This is a genomic window from Stieleria marina, from assembly GCA_007741555.1.
GTDB lineage: Bacteria > Planctomycetota > Planctomycetia > Pirellulales > Pirellulaceae > K23-9.
Genome location: CP036526.1, coordinates 4,745,249 through 4,764,543, shown reverse-complemented (window position 1 = coordinate 4,764,543; position 19,295 = coordinate 4,745,249). Strand labels below are relative to the sequence as shown.

The 19,295-nt window shown below is 53.5% G+C and carries 12 protein-coding genes; 9 read left to right on the top strand and 3 right to left on the bottom strand.

All coding sequences use genetic code 11. The annotated features are described in order from the left end of the window. Window position 1: 1 nt before the first annotated feature. The 9 genes from K239x_RS28765 to K239x_RS16860 all read left to right on the top strand — a co-directional run bounded on the left by K239x_RS28765 (window position 2) and on the right by K239x_RS16860 (window position 15,515). Window positions 2–247 carry a MoaD/ThiS family protein gene (locus K239x_RS28765; protein ID WP_419189070.1) on the top strand — a complete coding sequence of 82 codons (246 nt, stop codon included), beginning with the start codon at window positions 2–4 and terminating at the stop codon, window positions 245–247. A 3-nt stretch (window positions 248–250) separates the two neighbouring features. Beyond that, a complete protein-coding gene (locus tag K239x_RS16895; RefSeq protein ID WP_419189069.1) occupies window positions 251–727 on the top strand; it encodes a molybdenum cofactor biosynthesis protein MoaE in 477 nt (158 codons plus the stop codon). After that, window positions 724–1,893: an aminotransferase class V-fold PLP-dependent enzyme gene (locus tag K239x_RS16890; protein ID WP_145419403.1), complete on the top strand. Its 1,170-nt coding sequence runs from the start codon at window positions 724–726 to the stop codon at window positions 1,891–1,893. Before K239x_RS16895 ends, K239x_RS16890 begins: the two co-directional genes overlap by 4 nt. A gap of 38 nt (window positions 1,894–1,931) precedes the next feature. Continuing rightward, the gene (locus K239x_RS16885; RefSeq protein WP_145419402.1) at window positions 1,932–2,408 is read left to right on the top strand and encodes a YkgJ family cysteine cluster protein; all 477 of its coding nucleotides are present in this window, start codon (window positions 1,932–1,934) and stop codon (window positions 2,406–2,408) included. Window positions 2,409–2,907: 499 nt separating this feature from the next. Next, window positions 2,908–3,678 (top strand): response regulator, encoded by a 771-nt coding sequence (locus K239x_RS16880; RefSeq protein WP_419189068.1) that lies wholly within the window; start codon window positions 2,908–2,910, stop codon window positions 3,676–3,678. Between the two features lie 882 nt (window positions 3,679–4,560). Then, the gene (locus K239x_RS16875) at window positions 4,561–7,800 is read left to right on the top strand and encodes a CheR family methyltransferase (RefSeq protein WP_419189067.1); all 3,240 of its coding nucleotides are present in this window, start codon (window positions 4,561–4,563) and stop codon (window positions 7,798–7,800) included. Window positions 7,801–7,906: 106 nt separating this feature from the next. Next, entirely contained in the window at window positions 7,907–10,546 is a 2,640-nt protein-coding gene (locus K239x_RS16870; protein WP_145419400.1) for a chemotaxis protein CheB, read from the top strand. Window positions 10,547–10,570: 24 nt separating this feature from the next. Next, entirely contained in the window at window positions 10,571–14,587 is a 4,017-nt protein-coding gene (locus tag K239x_RS16865; protein ID WP_145419399.1) for a chemotaxis protein CheB, read from the top strand. A gap of 172 nt (window positions 14,588–14,759) precedes the next feature. Further along, entirely contained in the window at window positions 14,760–15,515 is a 756-nt protein-coding gene (locus tag K239x_RS16860; protein ID WP_145419398.1) for a response regulator, read from the top strand. A 43-nt stretch (window positions 15,516–15,558) separates the two neighbouring features. Here the strand turns inward: K239x_RS16860 and hflX are convergent, their stop codons facing one another. The 3 genes from hflX to K239x_RS16845 form a co-directional block, all read right to left on the bottom strand. Next, on the bottom strand, window positions 15,559–16,929 hold the full coding sequence (gene hflX / locus K239x_RS16855; RefSeq protein WP_419190095.1) for a GTPase HflX: 1,371 nt from the start codon (window positions 16,927–16,929) through the stop codon (window positions 15,559–15,561). Window positions 16,930–17,228: 299 nt separating this feature from the next. After that, window positions 17,229–18,020 carry a hypothetical protein gene (locus tag K239x_RS16850; RefSeq protein WP_145419397.1) on the bottom strand — a complete coding sequence of 264 codons (792 nt, stop codon included), beginning with the start codon at window positions 18,018–18,020 and terminating at the stop codon, window positions 17,229–17,231. 40 nt (window positions 18,021–18,060) lie between these two features. Next, a complete protein-coding gene (locus K239x_RS16845) occupies window positions 18,061–19,068 on the bottom strand; it encodes an NADPH:quinone reductase (protein WP_145419396.1) in 1,008 nt (335 codons plus the stop codon). Between the last annotated feature and the right edge of the window lie 227 nt (window positions 19,069–19,295).

The following is a 19,295-nucleotide window of genomic DNA, read 5'->3' as shown; positions in this document are numbered from 1 at the left end:
TATGCAAGTCAAAGTTCTGTTGTTCGCCGCAGCCAAAGAGGCTGCCGGGTGCGATTCGATCTCGGTGGAAGTGCCCGATGACGCATCGGCAGGTGAAGTCGCGGATGCGTTGGCCGGCGTTCTCCCCAGCATTGTCGACTTGATGCCATCGTGCCGTTTGGCAATCGATAACGAATACGTGGGGCGCGACACGATTGTGTCAGCCGGCCACGAAATCGCTTTGATCCCGCCCGTCAGCGGAGGATAATCGATGAGTGTTGCAGAAACCGAATCAAGTAAAATGATCGTCCGTATCACGGATGGCCCGATCAATATCGAATCATTGTTGACCGATGTCGGCGATCCAGACGTCGGCGCACACGGATGGTTCTTTGGTGTGACGCGTCGCAAGACGACTCGAGGCGACACGACCAAGATCACACAGTCGCTTTCCTACGAAGCGCATCGTCCGATGGCGATATCCGAACTCGAAAAACTCGCTGCCAAGGCTCTGGCTGATTTCCAGCTCAAACACATCGTCATTGTGCATCGTTTGGGAGACGTGCCGGTCGGCCAGGCCAGTGTGGTGTTGGGATGCAGCAGCGCGCACCGCGTGGCTACCTTTCGTGCCAACGAATGGATTATGAATACGCTGAAACAAGACGTACCGATCTGGAAACGCGAAACCTACAGTGATGGTTCAACCCAGTGGGTGCATCCGATCGAAAGTGATGGCCCCACATCATGAGTGATCGTCCAAGAATTTATCTCGATCATGCGGCAACGTCGTGGCCCAAACAGGCAAGCGTCTTGGATGCCGTGGATGCCTACGCGCGAAACGTGGGAGCGTCGGCAGGCCGCGGCGCTTATCGTTCGTCGATGCAGGCTAGCACGCACATTCAGTCGGCGCGGCGTTCGTTGGCCAAATTGTTGAATGTTCCGTCCAGCGATTGTGTTTCCTTGCACACCAGTGGAACCGCCGCCCTGAATGCAGTGATCTTTGGATTGGTTTCCCCCGGCGACCATGTCGTGACGACGGCCACGGATCACAACAGCGTGCTGCGTCCGCTACAGCACCTGTGCGAAACCGCTGGCGTCGAATTGTCGATCGCAGAGTGCGACGCGCACGGTCAAGTATCGGCCGGCGCCGTGTTGGATTTGGTTCGCAAGCAGACGCGAATGGTGATTTTGTCGCACGCCAGTAACGTGACCGGCGCCGTGCAACCCATCGAAACGATCGGCCAAACGCTTGCCGAGACGTCAACCCTGTTTGTCGTCGATGCGGCGCAGACGCTGGGGCACTTGCCGATCGATGTGATGGACGTCCAGTGTGACGCACTGGCCAGTCCCGGACATAAGGCGATCGGTGGACCACTCGGCACGGGGCTGCTGTATTTGGCTAGCGATTTGCACGCTGCGATTCGTCCGACCATCTTTGGCGGCACCGGCAGCCACAGTGAATCGCTGGAAATGCCATCCCGGTATCCCGACAAACTCGAAGCCGGCAATCTGAATGTGCCTGCGATCGCTGGACTGGCCGTCGCGGCGCAGTCGACGTTGGAATCCGATCAGCAGCAACAGCGATCGCGTTTGTCGGCTCTTTCTCAGTTGCTGCACGAAGGCATTTCATCTGACGGCATCTCGTCTGCCGGCATGGTGACCGTCCATTCCATCGCCGGGCCATTGCCGGTGGCAAGCTTGTCGATCGATGGTCTGCCGGCGAGCGATGTCGCAGCGATATTGGATGCCGAGTTTGGAATCGAAACGCGAGCCGGTTTTCATTGCGCGGCCAAGATCCAGGATTTCTTGGGCAATCCAACTGGTGGTACACTTCGCATTAGCGCGTCGTCGCACACGCCCGATGGCGAAATCGAAGCTGCCACAAAAGCGATTCGCGAAATCGCGGGTACCTAAAACTCGTCGCCTTTCATCGTCTCCGTTTACAAACCAAAATGTCAAAGCCCGAAAAGAAAAAGCAATCGTCTAAAAAGAAGTCGGACAAGGCGACCAAGTCAGACGAGGGACCTTGGTACCGTGATGGGTTAGCGTTTGAATGCACGCAGTGCGGTCAGTGTTGCAGTGGCGAACCAGGCTACGTTTGGGTCAACGAAGAAGAGATCCAAGCGATGGCGAATGAAATGGGTTTGGAGCAACCGGTTTTCGAGAGCAAGTACATTCGCCAAGTCGGCCGCGACAGGAGCTTGATGGAGTACGACGATGGGGACTGTATCTTGCTCGATCGCGAGACTCGCAAATGCAGCGTCTATCAAGCTCGGCCGATTCAATGCCGCACTTGGCCGTTTTGGGACTCGACCGTCCTGAAAAAGAAAACCTGGAAAGAAACCTGCGAGGTATGTCCCGGTGCCGGCAAAGGACGCGTCTATACGTTTGAGGAAATCGAGTCACAGCGACTCAAGAAAAGTGTTTAAAGGACTGGCTCAGGGCGGCTGTAAGTCGCTGGTTGGGAAACGCTGGCGGGGGGGTGCGGTTTTTGTTTGGCTCTGTTTCTGGCGAGGGGGCGCTGAGGCACTCGCTGAAGCTTTTTCGGGATCGCGTGCTGCTGCATTTAGCGGTTAGGCACTCTGGATCGATGACTGACTGCATGCACCACGCACTCAGGTGCGGTAACCCGCAGGTCTAGTGTGGCGTATGGGAAAAATTATTCGAAACAATTTCTGCGTGCAGTGAATCTGTATTGTCGCAAGACCAATTTTGGCTCAATGTAAAGGCTCGCAGTGATTCTCGTGTAGGAATGAATCTTTAGCAATGCAAAGTGCATTGTTCGGCTGGACGTCGCGCGTTCTTAGCTGCGAACCGCCCTCTTTGGAAAAAATGGCCCAAGGGGAAGGTTCGTCTGTCCAGTTCAATAGGCCAAGATGCTTCGGAAAAGCATTGGGCCGGATTTACTCAGTATGGAGACCGAGAAACATGTTAGTTCTATCACGCCGCGCCAGTGAAACAGTCGAATTTCCTGCTTTAGGAATTTGTGTTGAGGTTCTTCGATGTTCCTCCAAGACAGTGCGAATCGGAATCAACGCACCACGCGATATCCAAGTTCTTCGCGGCGAAATTTCGCAGCAGAATCCAGCTGCCAGTTATCGACGTTTTCAAACGCTCGTGCCACCGACACCCACATTGGCGGAAATGTCGGCGCAACTGCGAGCTCAGTTCATGGACGCAGCGGGAACCCTCAACCAGCTGCAGGCCCTGACTCAGGAAAATGGTTGTCCCGCTCAGGAAGCGGTTGTGGGCGAACTGATTGGACGACTGAAGGAAATCGATTCGCACACCAAAAAACTTGAAGGTGGCCCGAGCAGCGACGCTCAACTGCGTGCCTTGTTGGTCGACGACAATGACAACGAGGCTCGGCTGCTGGCTAGCTATTTGAAGATCCGGGGCTTTGAAGTGACGACGGCTAGCAACGGCCAAGAGGCGCTCTCGAAAATGTCTTTCTGCGATCCAGATGTCGTTTTGTTAGACATGACAATGCCTGAGTTTGACGGACGTTGGACGATCGGCCAAATCCGCGAAACCAATCGGTTGGATGACTTGACGGTGTTTGCGGTCAGCGGGATCGGTGAAGCAGAATCGGATGTCGAAGTCGGACCAAATGGCGTCAACGCATGGTTTCAAAAGCCGCTGAACCCGGAAGAATTGGCCACAGCCATCCAAAGCAATTGCCGAACGGTTGCTGCGTAGCTTTTTATCGAATTGAAAACACAGCAGAGCGAATCCGCGATCCGTCAACGGCGGCAAGCGAGACGGTCGCTTTTCCGTTGGTGAGGGTTTTACCCTAGCAACCGTGACATTGAAGAAACCGAAGCCGATCGGTTCGGTTTGCCGGCGCCCGCGTCATCGCATCGTGTTTTCTTAGCGTGTCGCGAAGCACTGCTTTTGCGTGCGGGCTGTGCGTTTAGGCCGGTTTTAGGGAGCCATTTTGAGTGGCAGGTTGGATATTCTATTCCCAGCCAAGACAAGCAAAAAGCAGCGCGATCGAAATCAAGTTCGCCATGCGAAGCGATCTGAATTGGCATGGTGCAATCGCCGTCGGATGACGTTTCGCCTTCTCGCATTTCCTTTCGCAATTTGCTAAGCTTTGACAGCAAAGTGGTCTGCTTTGTGCGGGTGATTCCGGGGGCGAAAAGCGACTGAATAATTCTTCTGTCTTTAGACATCTCCGGTCACTCGGTCAGCACCTGTGTGGTGCTGCATTTGGTTGGAATGGATCGGTTTGATCGACGATGCAGAATACGGTTTCACCGCGAGGTCGTTGTGGTGTCACACCAAAGACATCGTCAGTCTTATCACTACGCCAACTAAATCACGCAGCGAAACCGTCCGGTCAAATTGCAGACTACCAAAACGTACGATTTCCAAGTCGCCCGCTAAGAAAACGGTGCAACACTTTCGGCAGAAACTCTGCACCGATGATGGGTGTTGGCGGCTTGGTAAGATGTTAATAATGAATTTTCGATTGGCAACTGGCGGCTAGCAGGCCGACGCGATTAATCGTTTGCTCGCGACTTATCTTGTCCCTTTTTTAAAAGCGTCAGCGAACTGTCCTTCGTTGATCAATTTATCGTGAATCAAACACCCGAATCTTCAGAAAAGTCAGACGATGACTTGACGCCAAGTTATATCGTTGGAATTGGTGCTTCGGCGGGTGGGCTTCAGGCGATTGAAACGTTCTTTGATCATATGCCGCCCGATAGCGGATTGGCGTTTGTAATCGTCCAGCATCTGTCGCCAGACTTCAAATCGTTGATGGACGAGCTACTGGCGCGTCACACGACGATGGCGATTCACAAGGTCACCGACCGATTGCAAGTCGAGCGGAATTCGATCTATCTGATTCCGCCGGAACAGAACATGGCTTTGTCAAACGGCAAGCTGTTGTTGAGCGACCAAGACACGCATCGCGGACTTAATTTGCCGATCGATATTTTCTTTCGCTCGTTGGGGATGGAGGCGGCTGAAAAATCGGTTTGCATTGTCCTTTCCGGAACGGGCAGCGACGGATCACGCGGGCTGATTGACGTCAGTGATGCGGGCGGACTGGTCATTGCCCAGAGCACCGACACGTCAGGATTTGATGGAATGCCACGAGCCGCGGTCGCGACCGGGCGCGCTCACCTGATTTGTGCTCCGGAATCGATGCCATCAAAAATCTTGGAGTACGTGACCAACCCGGATCGCGATACGCTGTCGACCGAAGAAGAGATCGACCCGACGACCAGCGAGAATGCGATCAGCGCGATTTTTCGTCTGTTTCGGCATGAGTTCGGAATCGATTTTTCACTTTACAAAGCGGCCACGATCAACCGACGCATCGAACGTCGGATGACCATGTTGCAGTTGAAGGATGTCGGCGAATATGCCCGGTTGATCGAAACGGACCGGGAGGAAATGGAATCGTTGTATCGTGACTTGCTGGTCGAAGTGACACAGTTTTTTCGTGATCCAGATGCGTTCCAGGTACTGCGAGACGAAATTGTTCCCAAGATCGTCGCGGACTCCAAAGGCGAACGCGAGTTACGGGTTTGGGTGGCTGGTTGTGCGACGGGCGAAGAAGCGTTTTCGTTGGCCATGCTTTTTCACGACGCGCTGTTGAATGCGAAAAGCAGCCAGGGTTTCAAGGTGTTTGCCACGGACGTGCACACGCAATCGTTGGAAACCGCCAGCACGGCTGTGTATCCCGAAGCCGCGTTGATGCACGTTCCGGAAGAATTTCGATCACGGTATTTCAATGTTGGCAATGGTCTTGCGCACATCAAACGCGACTTGCGATTGAACGTCATTTTTGCCGCCAACGATTTGACCAAAGATCCTCCGTTTACCAAGATCGACATGATCAGTTGCCGAAACGTGCTGATCTACTTGGAGCAGAAGATTCAAAAACGAATTCTGTCGCTGTTCCACTTTGGCTTGCGAACCGGCGGCACATTGATGCTGGGGCCAAGCGAGACGCTTTCGGATCTGGAGAGCGAATTTGAGCCCATCGATCGTCACTGGAGGATCTATCAAAAACGCCGCGACATTCGATTGCCCGATGCGTCACGCATGCCGCTGACGCCGGTGCTGTCGAAAATTGTTCACGACAAATCGCCTCCGTTCGTTGCCACCGCTCCTGCGACAGCGGGCGGTTTGGTGGTTTCGAATGTCCACGAAGATTTGCTTCGCAAGTACGTTCCACCCAGCTTGTTGGTCAATCGCTTCTTTGAATTGCTGCACTCATTTGGGGATGCTCGAAAGTTGCTGGTCCAGCCCGAAGGCAAACCGACGCTGGATGTGCTGAAATTGATTCAGGGTGATTTGCGAGTGGCTGTAAGCGCGGCACTTCACAAGGCCACCCAAGAATTGGATCGGATCGTTTACAAAGGAGTTCGAGCACGCGTCGAGGGCGAAGAAGATCGCATGTACACGGTGGTCGTCGAGCCGTACAAAAAGTCTCGCGAAGAAGTGTTTCTGATCTGCATGGAGGAGACCGAGATCCTCCCGTCGGCGGCGGATGAAGGAACCGTGTTTGTCGTTTCGGATGACTCGTCGGACCAAATTTCGCACTTGGAACGCGAATTGGCGTACACCCGCGAAACGTTGCAGACGACTGTCGAAGAGTTGGAGTCTAGCAACGAAGAGCTGCAGTCGACGAACGAAGAACTGGTTGCGTCCAACGAAGAATTGCAGTCGACCAACGAAGAATTGCATAGCGTCAACGAAGAGCTATACACGGTCAACGCAGAACACAAGCAGAAGATCGAAGAACTGACGCAATTGACCAGTGACATGGACAATCTGCTTAAGAGCACGCAGATCGGAACGATCTTTTTGGATCGGAACTTTCACATCCGCATGTTCACGCCAGCGATTTCGTCCGCCTTTAATGTGATGCAGCAAGATATCGGGCGACCGATCGACCACATCGCTTACAAATTGGATAACCCCAATTTGTTGACAGAGGTCGCAAGCGTCCTTGCATCGGAAAACCCGGTTTCGGTGGAAGTCAAAGCGAAAGGGGGGCGAGTCTTCCTTCAGCGGATCCAACCGTATCGATGTGACGATGGTCGTGTCGATGGAATCGTGTTGACGCTGACGGATATCACGGCGCTTCGCGAAGCCGAGGCGATGGTTTCTCTGACGACGATCACAGAAGAATTGCCATCGTTTGCCTACGCGGTGTCGCACGATTTACAGACGCCGCTACGTCACATCTACGACTACTGCGAAATCATTTCCGAGGAACTAGGTGGCCACAATTCCGAATTGATTCAGAAATCGCTCGATGTCCTGCAAAGCAGTTCGCTGTCGGTCCGCCGGTTGATCGAGTGTTTACTTGAGTATTCCCGAGTCAACACCGAGACAATCGAATACGACGTCGTGGATATGTCGACGATCGTAAATGACGTTTTGGATAAACAGCGCGACGCGATCCAGCGGCATCGTGCCGTCATCGAACATAGCGAATTGCCCAATGTTTTTGGCGACAAAAAGCAACTGCATCGGCTGTTGTTCAACTTGGTCGACAATGCGATTCAATATTGCAGTTCGCGACGACCTCATATCAAAGTCGTCTGCAGTCGCCAGGGTGAATTCTGGGAGTTCTCCGTCGCTGACAATGGCATCGGGATCGACGATGACCACCGAGATAGTGTGTTTACGATTTTTCGGCGTCTAGGTTTTAAGCCAAACGTCGCAGGGCGCGGGATCGGGTTAGCGATCGCGCGACGTATCGTCACTCGCCATGGCGGCCGAATTTGGCTGACATCGGATGTCGGTGTCGGGACGACGGTTTCATTTACGCTACCGGTGCACCGCGAAGATTAAGGAATTGCTGCCATAGGTCGCGACCAATTCGATCCCTCCGTGGATCAAAGTCTGATGAGATTGAAGTTAAGAACGTAGCCACTCAAGGTCAGTAAGTTCCAGTGAAATGAAATCAGTCACCGACAATCCCTCCGGATACGAAGACGCCAAAGCCGATCGCGAGCGCCGAGTCATCGTGGTCGTTGGTGCGTCTGCAGGTGGGCTGAGTCCGTTGCAGGAACTCTTTGGACTGCTGCCGACCGATGCCGGCATGACCTTTGTCGTTGTCCAACACCTGTCGCCGGATTTTGACAGCGTGATGGACGAACTGCTGGCACGCCACACGGAAATGGAGATCAAAGTTGCCGATGACGGCATGGAGCTGCAGCCAAATACGGTTTATCTGAATCCTGCCCGGATGGACGTCGAAGTCGTAGATCACGAATTTGTGTTGCGGCCGTTTGATCCGTCGGCGTTGCGACTGCCGATTAATGCGATGTTTCGATCGGTGGCGAATGAATATGGGGCCGACGTGGTCGCTGTCGTCTTGTCAGGCACCGGGAGTGATGGAGCCGAAGGCATCAAGGCGGTTCGCGATCACATGGGCCTGACCATCGTGCAGTCAGTCGATACAGCCCAGTTCGATGGAATGCCAAAAAACGCCATCGCCACTGGCATGGTGGACTACATCCTAAGCCCGCCCGCGATCGCACATTTGATACGTGAACACGGATCGGTGCCGGTCGAAGCTCCGGTTAAAGCGAGGGAGGTCGAGCTGGTCGATGACAATCTGGTGCAAGTGATTTTTTCCTTGCTGGCGGAAGCCTACGAGATTGACTTTTCGCATTACAAACCGACTACCGTTTCGCGACGAATCGACCGACGACTCGCATTGAGCCGGTACCGGGGGCTGCGAGAGTATGTCGAAGTGCTTCAGGCAGATCAGCAAGAACTGTCGAATCTGTACCACGATCTCTTGATTGGTGTGACCTCTTTCTTTCGCGATCGTGATGCCTACGAATTGCTCAAAGAAGAATTAGGGAACCTGATCGGAGCAAATGAAGACGGAGAGTCCTTGCGGATTTGGTGTGCCGGTTGTGCGTCGGGCGAAGAAGCCTACTCGATCGCCATTGTTCTGACGGAGTTGTACAACGAAAGAAGGCTACCGGCGCGTTTTAAAGTGTTTGCGACGGATGTCCATGATCTCAGTTTGGACCACGCTGCGCGCGGTCTGTACGAAGAAGGCGTTTTGGACGCCCTCTCGGGTGAGCAAAAGCAGCAGTTTTTTGAAAAAGTCGGCGGCAGCAGTTTCAGAGTGCGGCCTGAACTGAGAAATCATTTGGTGTTTGCCCGTCAAAACGTGGTGCATGATCCACCATTTACCAATATGGATTTGGTGACATGCCGAAACTTGTTGATTTATCTTCAAGATGAAGCTCAGTTTGCGGCGATTTCCAGCTTTCGGTTCGCGCTCAAGTCGAACGGATTGATGATGCTGGGGCCCAGCGAGACATTGGGAAGACTATCGGACGGTTTTGACGTTCTGCACAAAGGCTGGCGGCTGTTCCGAAAGAATGCCCGCGTGCGACTTACGCACCGTCCCAGTTCATCGATATCGCGTGCGTCGGCGACTACCTCATCGCCGCCGCCGACGCCATCGTCGGCGACCTATGATTTGGTGAAAGCTGAGTCCAAGGGGATGGTTGGGCCAAGCATTTCAAGCGAAGTGCTTAGTGGCATGATGCAATGCACGATCATGGTGGACGGCAGTCACGCAATCTTGGAAATTTACGGCCAAGCAGGCGATTATTTGCCGTTAAGTCATCGTCGCGAAGGTGTGAATCTGGTCGACGCTTTTCATGGTGCCGAGCAAGCCGCGATCTATACCGTGATTGCCCAAGCACGCGATACGATGCAGGTCCCGTTTGTCGCGAATGATCTGATGCTGAATGTACTTGGAAAGCAGCGGCTGACGACCATTACCGCTACCGGATACCACACGACGTCGGCATTGGGACCTGTGGTTCTACTGCAGTTCGAGAATTTGTCGGACAAGACTGACACGCCGGCTGGCGACTCAGCAGGCGATGGCAGCAGGGAGCAGCCGTCCGAAGTCGATGACGACAGAAAATTGATCGCGACCCTGCGGCGCGAACTTGCGATGACACGCGAAACATTGGGCGCGTCAATCCATGAATTGGAAGCAAACAATGAGGAGATGCAATCGACAAATGAGGAAATGATTGCGTCGAACGAGGAATTGCAAGCAACCAACGAAGAGTTGCAAAGCGTTAACGAAGAATTGCACACCGTTAACATTGAACACCAACGCAAAGTGTTAGAGTTGCAGGAGGTGACCGAAGATTTCGATAACCTGTTCAATAGCACACGAGTTGGATTGATCCTGTTGGACGACAATTTGCGAATTCGCAAATTTACCAGGGCGTCAGATCGCTACTTCAATCTACTTGAACATGACGTGGGCCGGCAGCTTTCCAATTTTGCGCCGCGGGTCAAAATGGATAACTTCTTTGGACACGTGCGCGAAGTGATGAGTAGCGGTGTGCTGTATCACGTGAACACTCGTCATCAGGATGACCATCTGATTTCGATTGAAGTGTCGCCATTTCGCAAACGCGACAAGGTCAGCGGCGTGATCATCAGTATTATCGATGTGACTGATACGCAGATGAAAGCCGAAGCAGCGAAGAACGATGGCAAGGTCAGCGGTGAAAATGTTCAATCGAAACCTTCTGCATCCGCTTGAGAAAAACTCTAACTGAAATCAATTATGGATGGCTCTAGCACTAGCAGTTCAAAGACCAAGCTACTTACTCAGGACGAGTTTCTGGTGGTCGGCATGGGAGCGTCCGCGGGAGGCGTCGAGGCGCTCGAAGCGTTTTTCTCGGTGCTGCCGCCGCGTCCTAATCTAGCGATCGTCGTGGTGCAGCATCTCGCTCCCAACTTCGAAAGCTTGATGCCTCAGATTATCGCTCGGCGAACGGAAATTCCGGTATCCAGCGCCGTTGATGGGGACGTGATCAAGCCGAATCATATTTATGTGCTTCCGGCCGGAAAGGAAATCATTCTGTCGGGCAGTACGCTCCGACTGAAAGATCGTCCCGCGAAGAGTTCCGGGACTTCGACGATCGATCAGTTCTTTCGGTCGCTTGCGCAAGACTTTCGGCACCGGGCTGTCGCCGTGGTGCTCTCTGGGACTGGCAGCGATGGTTCGACCGGCGTGATGGACGTCCATGAAGCCGGTGGCTACGTCATCGTACAGAGCGAGAATTCCGCTAAGTTCAACGGGATGCCGCGAGCCGCCACGGACTCCGGGATTGCCGATGCGGTCGTTGCCGTCGATGAAATTCCGGACGTCTTAGAACGTTTGAATAACTATCTGCGGACGACTGATTCTCAGAACGTGGTCGTTGAAGAATTCGATGATCACGTCGGCCAGATTCTGTCGCAGTTGCGAAAACGATTTGCCATCGATTTTTCGCAGTACAAAGGTTCGATGATCAAGCGACGGATCGAACGTCGGCTAATGCTGTCGGGAGACAACCATGCCAACATCAAAGACTATCTCAATGGTTTAGATCAGAATCCAGATGAACTGAACCGACTTTTTTCGGACCTGCTGATTGGTGTGACAGAGTTCTTTCGCGATGCAAGTGCGTTCGAAGTTTTGCGTCAATCGGTGTTGCCGGATCTGCTGATGGCAAAAGCGGAATCGGGTGTTTTTCGTGCTTGGGTCGCGCCTACCGCGACGGGTGAAGAGGCGTATTCTCTTGCCATGTTGGTCGACGAGTGTATGCAAGAATTCGGACTGGAATTAGAAGTAAAGATTTTTGCGACCGATGCGCACAAGCGTTCGATCGATGTCGCTAGCCGCGGCGAATACCCGCCGTCTAGCATCGCGAACGTCACGGCGGATCGAGTGAAACATTATTTTCGCGAAAGTGGTGACGGCTTTCATGTTTGTCGCCACATCCGAAAGATGGTTGTCTTTGCCGAGCACAACGTTTTGCTCGACGCGCCCTTTACCGCGTTGGATTTGGTCTGCTGTCGTAACTTGTTGATTTACTTAAAACCACCCGCACAGAAGAAAATTCTATCGCTGTTCAATTTTGCGTTGAACGACGCCGGCGTGTTGTTTCTAGGTCCCAGCGAAACGATTGGAGACTTGGCAAATGAGTTTCAGGTGACCAACGAAAAATGGCGTTTCTATCGAAAAATAGGAAATGCAAAACCGTCTCATCTAAATATACAAATGAGCACGCCGCGGAACTTGGCTCGTCCGCGAGTAGAGTTTGAACGCGATGACAGCAATGTGTTGGTTGATACCTATGCCCAATTGATTGACCAATTCATTGGGCCCAGTTTGTTGGTGAATGAATTGTCAGAGATTGTTCATGTTTTCGCCGGGGCAAGCAAGTTCCTGTCCATTCGGGAAGGTCGTCCGACGAAAGATGTTTTGCAAATGCTGCCCGATTCTTTTCGAATCGCAGTGGCCAATGGCATGAAGCGATGCAAAGACGAAAAGGAGCAGATTGTTTACGCAGGTCTGCAATGTGAAATTGCCGGTGAAGCGAAAGTTTATCGCGTCACGATTCATCCGATTGCGGGGCGGAAATCAGGGAGAATGAATTTTTTGATTTCCTTCGACGATTCCGATATCACGTTGCCGGATCCCGAGGTGACCGTGCTCGATAGCGATATGGCGAGTGTCGAACGAGTGTCGACGTTGGAAGAAGAACTGCGTGATACGCGGCAAAGTCTGCATGCATCGATCGGGGAACTAAAGTCCGCCAACGAGGAGATGCAAAGCACGAATGAGGAGTTAATTGCCTCCAACGAAGAATTGCAGAGCACCAACGAGGAACTGCATAGCGTCAATGAGGAACTCTACACCGTCAATTCGGAGCACCAGCGGAAGATCACGGAGCTGACCGAGTTGACTGACGACATGGAAAACCTGTTGGACAGTATCCGCGTCGACACGATCTTTTTGGATCGGCACCTCAAGCTCCGAAAGTTTACTTTGGGTATCGCGCGGACATTTCGGTTGATTCCGCAAGACGTCGGTCGAAAGATTGATTCCTTTAATCACGATTTGATGCACGACGATTTGGTCAGTGACATCCAGTCGGTTTTAGATTCGGAAGAGGTGCTCGAAAAGGAAGTCCAAAACACGAGCGACGGATGGTTCCTGATGCGTTTGCTACCCTACACTTCACGCGGCCGCGTGGATGGCGTATTGCTGACTCTGATCGATATTTCGCCCATCAAAGCGACAGAGCAAAAACTGGCTGAACTCTCCGAGATCGTGGATGTATCGGACGATGCAATTTTCCGCGTCGACAATGATGCCATCATCCGAACTTGGAACCGCGGAGCCCGCGCGATCTACGGTTACGATGCCGATCAAGTGCTAGGCAAAAGCATCAACACGCTTCTGCACCCGGACGATCGCAACGAAGTTCTGGAGGAGACGATTCGCCAGTCGACTTCCGAAAGCCCGCTTTGTCACTTGTACATGAAACATTCGCACCGCAATTCCAAAGCGATTGACGTTGCGATTACGGTTTCACCAATTGTGACATTAGCTGGCGAATCCAACGGGGCATCGATTGTGATTCGCGATATTTCGACACAAAAAAGAGCACAAGAAGAGGTGCAGAAAGCTGTGCAGCGTCGTGACGAGTTCTTGGCGATGCTGTCGCACGAATTGCGAAACCCGCTGGCAGCGATCTTGAATGCAGACAGCTTGCTTCGTGAAACCGGTATCGACAACGAAACTGCCAGCGAGGCACGCGAAGTGGCTGAGACTCAATTGCGTCACCTTACCGGGTTGTTGGACGATTTGCTGGATGTTGCCAGAATCACAAACGACAAAATGACGCTTCATTGTGAGGTCATGGATTTACGTAAATCCATGATGGAAGCGACCGAATGCGTTCAGCATCGATTGGACGAAAAATCCCAGCAACTGTATGTCGACGCGCCCGATGAGCCCATGTATGTGGATGGTGATATTGGTCGACTGCAGCAGGCTCAGGTCAACCTGTTGGTCAACGCGTCGAAGTACACTCCCGTCGGTGGCAAGGTGCATTACACGCTGGCTAAGGATGGCGATCACGCTTTGTTAACCGTCGTCGACGATGGGATTGGCGTCTCCACTGAATTGTCACAGTCGATATTTGATTTGTTTGTGCAATCTGAGCAGGCGTTGGATCGTTCGCAAGGCGGAATGGGGCTTGGGCTGCCGTTGGTCAAAATGATCGCCGAGGCGCACAATGGATCGGTCTCGCTATCGAGCGAAGGCCAGGATTGTGGCAGCACGTTCAAACTGCGCCTTCCGTTGAGTAGCGATACCCCGGCGGTTGCAAAAGTCCCTCAGCCCCATTTGCTTGATGGCAGAAGGTTGTTGTTGATCGAGGACAATGCCGGAATTCGACGCATGCTGGCGCGTTCGTTGCAGCTGAAAGGACTGGAAATAGCCGATGCGGCGGACGCCAAAGAAGGGTTGGAAAAATTGCGTGAATTCAAACCGGAGATCGCAGTGGTCGACATCGGGTTGCCGGACATCGATGGCTACGAAGTCGCAAAGTTGGTTCGTAAGAGCGAGGTCGGCAAAGACATTCTTTTGGTTGCCGTTACCGGTTACGGTCGAGCCGAAGATCGTGAAAAAGCGCTTGCATCCGGATTCAATGCTCACATGGTCAAGCCGGTCGACCCCAACGAATTGGTCGAGAACCTGGGCATGCTTTGTGCTCAACGCGACGGGGTGGGCGAGTCTGTATGAACTTGCGGGCATCCGCAAGAAGTGACGCGGGCCCGATGACGACTAACTTTTTGCGTCATCACATCATTGACTTTATTTGTAAATTGCCGTCTGATCTTGGTGATAGTTGTTCGTCCGCTTGGTGCGAATTCCAGCGCCGATTGTCAATACTCCATTAGGTTCGAGCTCAGCTATGCTTGTTTTGACACGCCGGTCCAAGGACAAGATTGTCTTTCCCCAGGTGGGAATCACGTTGCACTTCATTCGCGTCCAATCCGGGCAAGTAAAAGTGGGCGTTGACGCTCCTCGTGATATCCGTGTGTTGCGTGACGAGCTTTTTGCACCGGAACAAGCTTCGACGCTTTGTGATCGCCAGCTGAGTTACTTGCCCAAAGACGTTCGGCATGGCATCCGCAACGAACTGCATCAGATCAGTGTCGGTCTGTATCTCTACAAAGAATTGGTCGCCGCATCGTTAATGGACGAAGCGTCTGAAACGTTCGATGACATTCAAGCCGCACTTGAGCGTCTGGATAAGACGGAGGCTTTGAATTCTCCCGCAACGACCCCACCCAAACCAGCATCCGAAACGGTTGTTCTGGTAGAAGACCAGTTGAACGAACGTGAAATGCTCGCGTCGTTGTTACGACTGCAGAGTGTGCCGGTCGTCACGCTGGAGGATGGAAATCAGGCGATCAACTACTTTCACGAAAATCCGGCTCCCGGTTATCTGCTGATCGATATGAAGATGCCAGAGTGTGATGGGCCTACTGCGATCACGCAGCTTCGCGCCGAAGGCAAGCTGGACGATACCCGCGTGTTCGCCGTCAGCGGAACTTCGCCCGAAGCCTTTGGGATTTCGATCAATAGTGAAGGCGTCGATCGCTGGTTCGCCAAACCAGTGGATCCCAGCTTGCTGCTAGAAGCCATCGATTGTCCGGTTTCGTAACGCGGTCGCAATCGCCGCGTTGCCGACGCGGCGATCACGTCGTCTAAGCGACCTCAGTAGGAGCATCGACGGCGGGCGAAGCTGATTGAGGCGAATCGGATTCGGCTGATTCAGACGCGTCGTCGAATCGGTCTACGCCAGCGGGACGAATTGATTTAGCGGATTTCTGCAACGGCCCCATGGCTCCGGCAGGCATTCGTACGTGAATGTGGACCGAATGTTCGTCATAGTCGGTCGACAGCACTTCGCCTTTGGCTGCCAGGTAAGCCATCATTTTTCCGTCGCTTGGATCAAGCTCGACGACCAAGTCCAAGAATTCTCGTCCAAGTGCTTCCCCGACGGATTCGACCAGCAGCGAAATTCCTTTGCGGCTTTTCGCACTCACCGGAATCGCGTTGGGGTAACGATCCAAAACTCGGTTCAGCACGGCCGGTGAACGAATGGCATCGATCTTGTTCAACACCAACAGCGTGTCTTTCTCCTCGATCTCCAATTCTTGCAAGACCGTGTAGACCGCGCTGATCTGTTCGAACACATTGGGGCTGCTGGCATCTGCGACGTGCAGCAACAAATCGGCTTGCCGAGTTTCTTCCAACGTTGATCGAAAACTTGCCACCAACGAGTGAGGCAGGTCGCGGATGAATCCAACCGTGTCGCTGAGCAGAACCATGCCCCAATTGGGCAACTGCCATCGCCGAGTTCGCGTGTCGAGTGTCGCAAATAACTTGTCCGCAGCTTCGACGTTGGCGTCGGTCATCGCGTTCATTAGCGTGCTTTTGCCAGCGTTGGTGTAGCCGACCAGCGAAACCGTGGGAGCTTCTTTGCGTGCGGCGACTTGTCGTGCGCGGCGGCGTTCGACTTTGGCCAGATCTTGTTTCAATTCGTGGATGCGGCGTTGGGCCAAGCGGCGGTCAACTTCGATCTGTTTCTCGCCCGGTCCTCGCATTCCCACGCCCATCGCTTGACGCGAAAGGTGAGTCCACATGCGTTTGAGCCTGGGGAGCGAATACTCCAGTTGGGCCAGTTCGATGGCCAGTCGCGATTCGTATGAACTAGCACCGGCGGCAAAGATGTCCAAAATGAGCTCGGTGCGATCGACGACTTTTACGCCAATGGATTGTTCCAGGTTGCGAATCTGGCCGGCGCTCAGTTCATTGTCAAACACCACCACATCGGCTTTGTGTTTTTCGACCATCAGCCGTAGCTCTTCGACTTTACCTTTGCCCAGGTAAGTGCCGTGGCTGGCGGTGGCGCGTCGTTGGATCAATTCGCCAACGACTTGGGTGCCTGCCGTCGTCGCCAGTCCATGCAGTTCTTCGAGCGGGTCCTCTTCAACCTGATGCCCGGGCAAGATCAGCCGTGCCAAGATACTGCGTTCGGGTCCGTCATCGACTACTTGATGTTGTTCACGCACGTGTTTGGGGGTTCTCCGTAAATGATTGCGTGCTACTACCGCAGAAACTTCCTGCATCAAATTATAGTTCATAGTCCCGTATCGCAAAAACGCAGTGAGGCATCAAAAACCCCTGCGCCGTCTGATTTCGTCGCAAGTAATGAGAAATTTCGTGCCTTGGCAGCCAGTGGGACAGTTCCTGCGATGCGAAGGTTCACCAACGGGGAACTCTAGCCATGCATCAAGTGCGAACGAACTGGAGCAAATCGGCGGTGTTTCTTTGGAAGTCAGACGTGTGGGGTGGTCAGGCCAAAACCGCATTAGGACGAAGGCGGCAAGTCCAAGGCGGATTGGACGTCCAGATAGAGCTGTTGATTTTGATCGTCTGCCTGTTTGGTTTGTTGAACAAAGGGCGACGTGGTGTTCAGCGATGACGAAATGATGGTTCCGCGGATCGTGCCGTGGTGCACTTTCAGTAAGGTGCTTTCGCGAGCGACTAGCGCATCCAAATCGATTGCTTTGCGTTTCGCCCGATTAAACATGGCTTGGATTGGTTTGCGTTCATCAGAAGTCAATCGCGGAGTGGTTTCGACCAGCCCTTCCAATCCATACGCTTCGCAGGCCAACGCACCGCCGACGTGGACCAGGACTCCGCCGTTGGTCAGCTTGCTATTGAGAAGCACGACTTTCGCATAGTCCATTGCGGCAGCGGAATCGTCACCAGTCAATGCTCCGAGTCGGGCTTTGGCGATCAGCAGTCGCGTTGCAGGCCGATTGTAGGCGGCTCGCTCGAGGATCTCGTCCAATCCGGATTCGTAATCCACCCTCACGACGCAAGGTTGGTCCAGCGATTGATCGATCAGTTTCAATGCTGTTTGATTACGATTGACAAAAGCAATGAGGGCATCAGTGTCATTTGTCTCGGCAAAGTCCAGCGGAATCGCGGTGGTCGCCTGCGATGCTTGATCGACTGTGTCGTAAGCATTGGGTGACGGCAACGGTGCGTTTGGAATTCGCGGCCGGTTGATCAGATAAAACGTGATCGGCAAAACCAAGCAGGCAAGCAAGACAAACGCGACGACAATGGCAAAACAGGAGCGGGCGTTTTTCATTTGGCTTGGCTTTGGAAATTTGATTTGGGGGCGTGGGACGCTACACGGTTAGCACAATCTTGCCGCTCAAGCTGCCGTCGCAACCAGTCGTCGCCGATTCTTGCATGCGATGGGCTTCCGCGGTTTCGCTCAGTGGCAACGTGGCGGCGATATTCGCTTTCAATTTTCCGCTCGCCATCCATTGGTTGATGTCCTGGGCACAAGCCAGCATCTCTTGGGGCGCTGCTTTAAACATCGCAAAGCCATGCAATGACAATTCTTTGACATAGAACGGACCGACTGGGAAAACGGGCCGCGCATCTCGGCCGGCCATCAGCACCATTCGCCCGCGTTGGGCAAGCACATCGACCGCCGTGTCAAAATCTGGCTCGCGGCGTGTCTCCCAAAACACATTGACGCCGTCCGGAGCGAGTCGTTTGGTGGCTTCGGTGATCGATTCGTTTTGATAGTTGATCGCTTCGTCGGCTCCCAGTTGCAGGGCCCGCTGACATTTTGCATCGCTGCGGCCGGTCGCAATCACTCTGGCCCCAGCAGCTTTGGCAATCTGCACGACGGTCGATCCGACGCCTCCGGTTCCACCGATCACCAAAATCGTTTCTCCGGCTTGCAATTTTGCTTCGCGAAAGAGTCCCAAGTGCGCCGTCACCGCAACCAGCGACAAAGCGGCTGCGTCGGTCGGCTGGACGTTGTCGGGCAATGCAAAGCACCAGCCTTCGTCGACGGCGATGCGTGTCGCAAACGTTCCTTGCCTGCCGAGTAGTCCTTGGTTGGTGCACCAGACGCGATCACCGATTTTAAAACGACTCACTTCGGATCCCACCGCTTCGATCTCGCCCGCACTGTCGCAGCCGACGACGAAGGGATTGGGCAGGTCAAATGCCACCAGCCCGCTGCGAATGTAGGTGTCGACCGGATTGACGGCCACTGCGTGATTGCGAATCAAAACTTGTCGCGGTCCCACTTCGGGAACAGGCAAGTTGCCAATTTGGATGACGTCGGCGGATCCGGTCTGAGTAATGAATGCGGCTAAATTTTCGGTCACGACCATCGTTTGGATTAGAGAAAGGGGGTGGATCAGGCAAAGGGATCACGCTGGCCTTGAGGTGAAAACCCCAGGGGGAATCACTTTTTTTAAGCTACGAGATTTGTTTTTAGCGGAATACCGCAAACCATCGGGTCTTTGGCGCACTAAATGGCTCTCGTTCAATGGCCTACACCGGACGGCTCGCGCCGTTCCGCTGACAGTTGACCCCGGCGCCGAAAGTGGCTTGCCCT

Bases quoted from the DNA above. Each gene is read 5' to 3' on its own strand.
- K239x_RS28765 (WP_419189070.1), top strand. From the start codon at position 2: ATGCAAGTCAAAGTTCTGTTGTTCGCCGCAGCCAAAGAGGCTGCCGGG.
- K239x_RS16895 (WP_419189069.1), top strand. From the start codon at position 251: ATGAGTGTTGCAGAAACCGAATCAAGTAAAATGATCGTCCGTATCACG.
- K239x_RS16890 (WP_145419403.1), top strand. From the start codon at position 724: ATGAGTGATCGTCCAAGAATTTATCTCGATCATGCGGCAACGTCGTGG.
- K239x_RS16885 (WP_145419402.1), top strand. From the start codon at position 1,932: ATGTCAAAGCCCGAAAAGAAAAAGCAATCGTCTAAAAAGAAGTCGGAC.
- K239x_RS16880 (WP_419189068.1), top strand. From the start codon at position 2,908: ATGTTAGTTCTATCACGCCGCGCCAGTGAAACAGTCGAATTTCCTGCT.
- K239x_RS16870 (WP_145419400.1), top strand. From the start codon at position 7,907: ATGAAATCAGTCACCGACAATCCCTCCGGATACGAAGACGCCAAAGCC.
- K239x_RS16865 (WP_145419399.1), top strand. From the start codon at position 10,571: ATGGATGGCTCTAGCACTAGCAGTTCAAAGACCAAGCTACTTACTCAG.
- K239x_RS16860 (WP_145419398.1), top strand. From the start codon at position 14,760: ATGCTTGTTTTGACACGCCGGTCCAAGGACAAGATTGTCTTTCCCCAG.
- K239x_RS16850 (WP_145419397.1), bottom strand. From the start codon at position 18,020: ATGAAAAACGCCCGCTCCTGTTTTGCCATTGTCGTCGCGTTTGTCTTG.
- K239x_RS16845 (WP_145419396.1), bottom strand. From the start codon at position 19,068: ATGGTCGTGACCGAAAATTTAGCCGCATTCATTACTCAGACCGGATCC.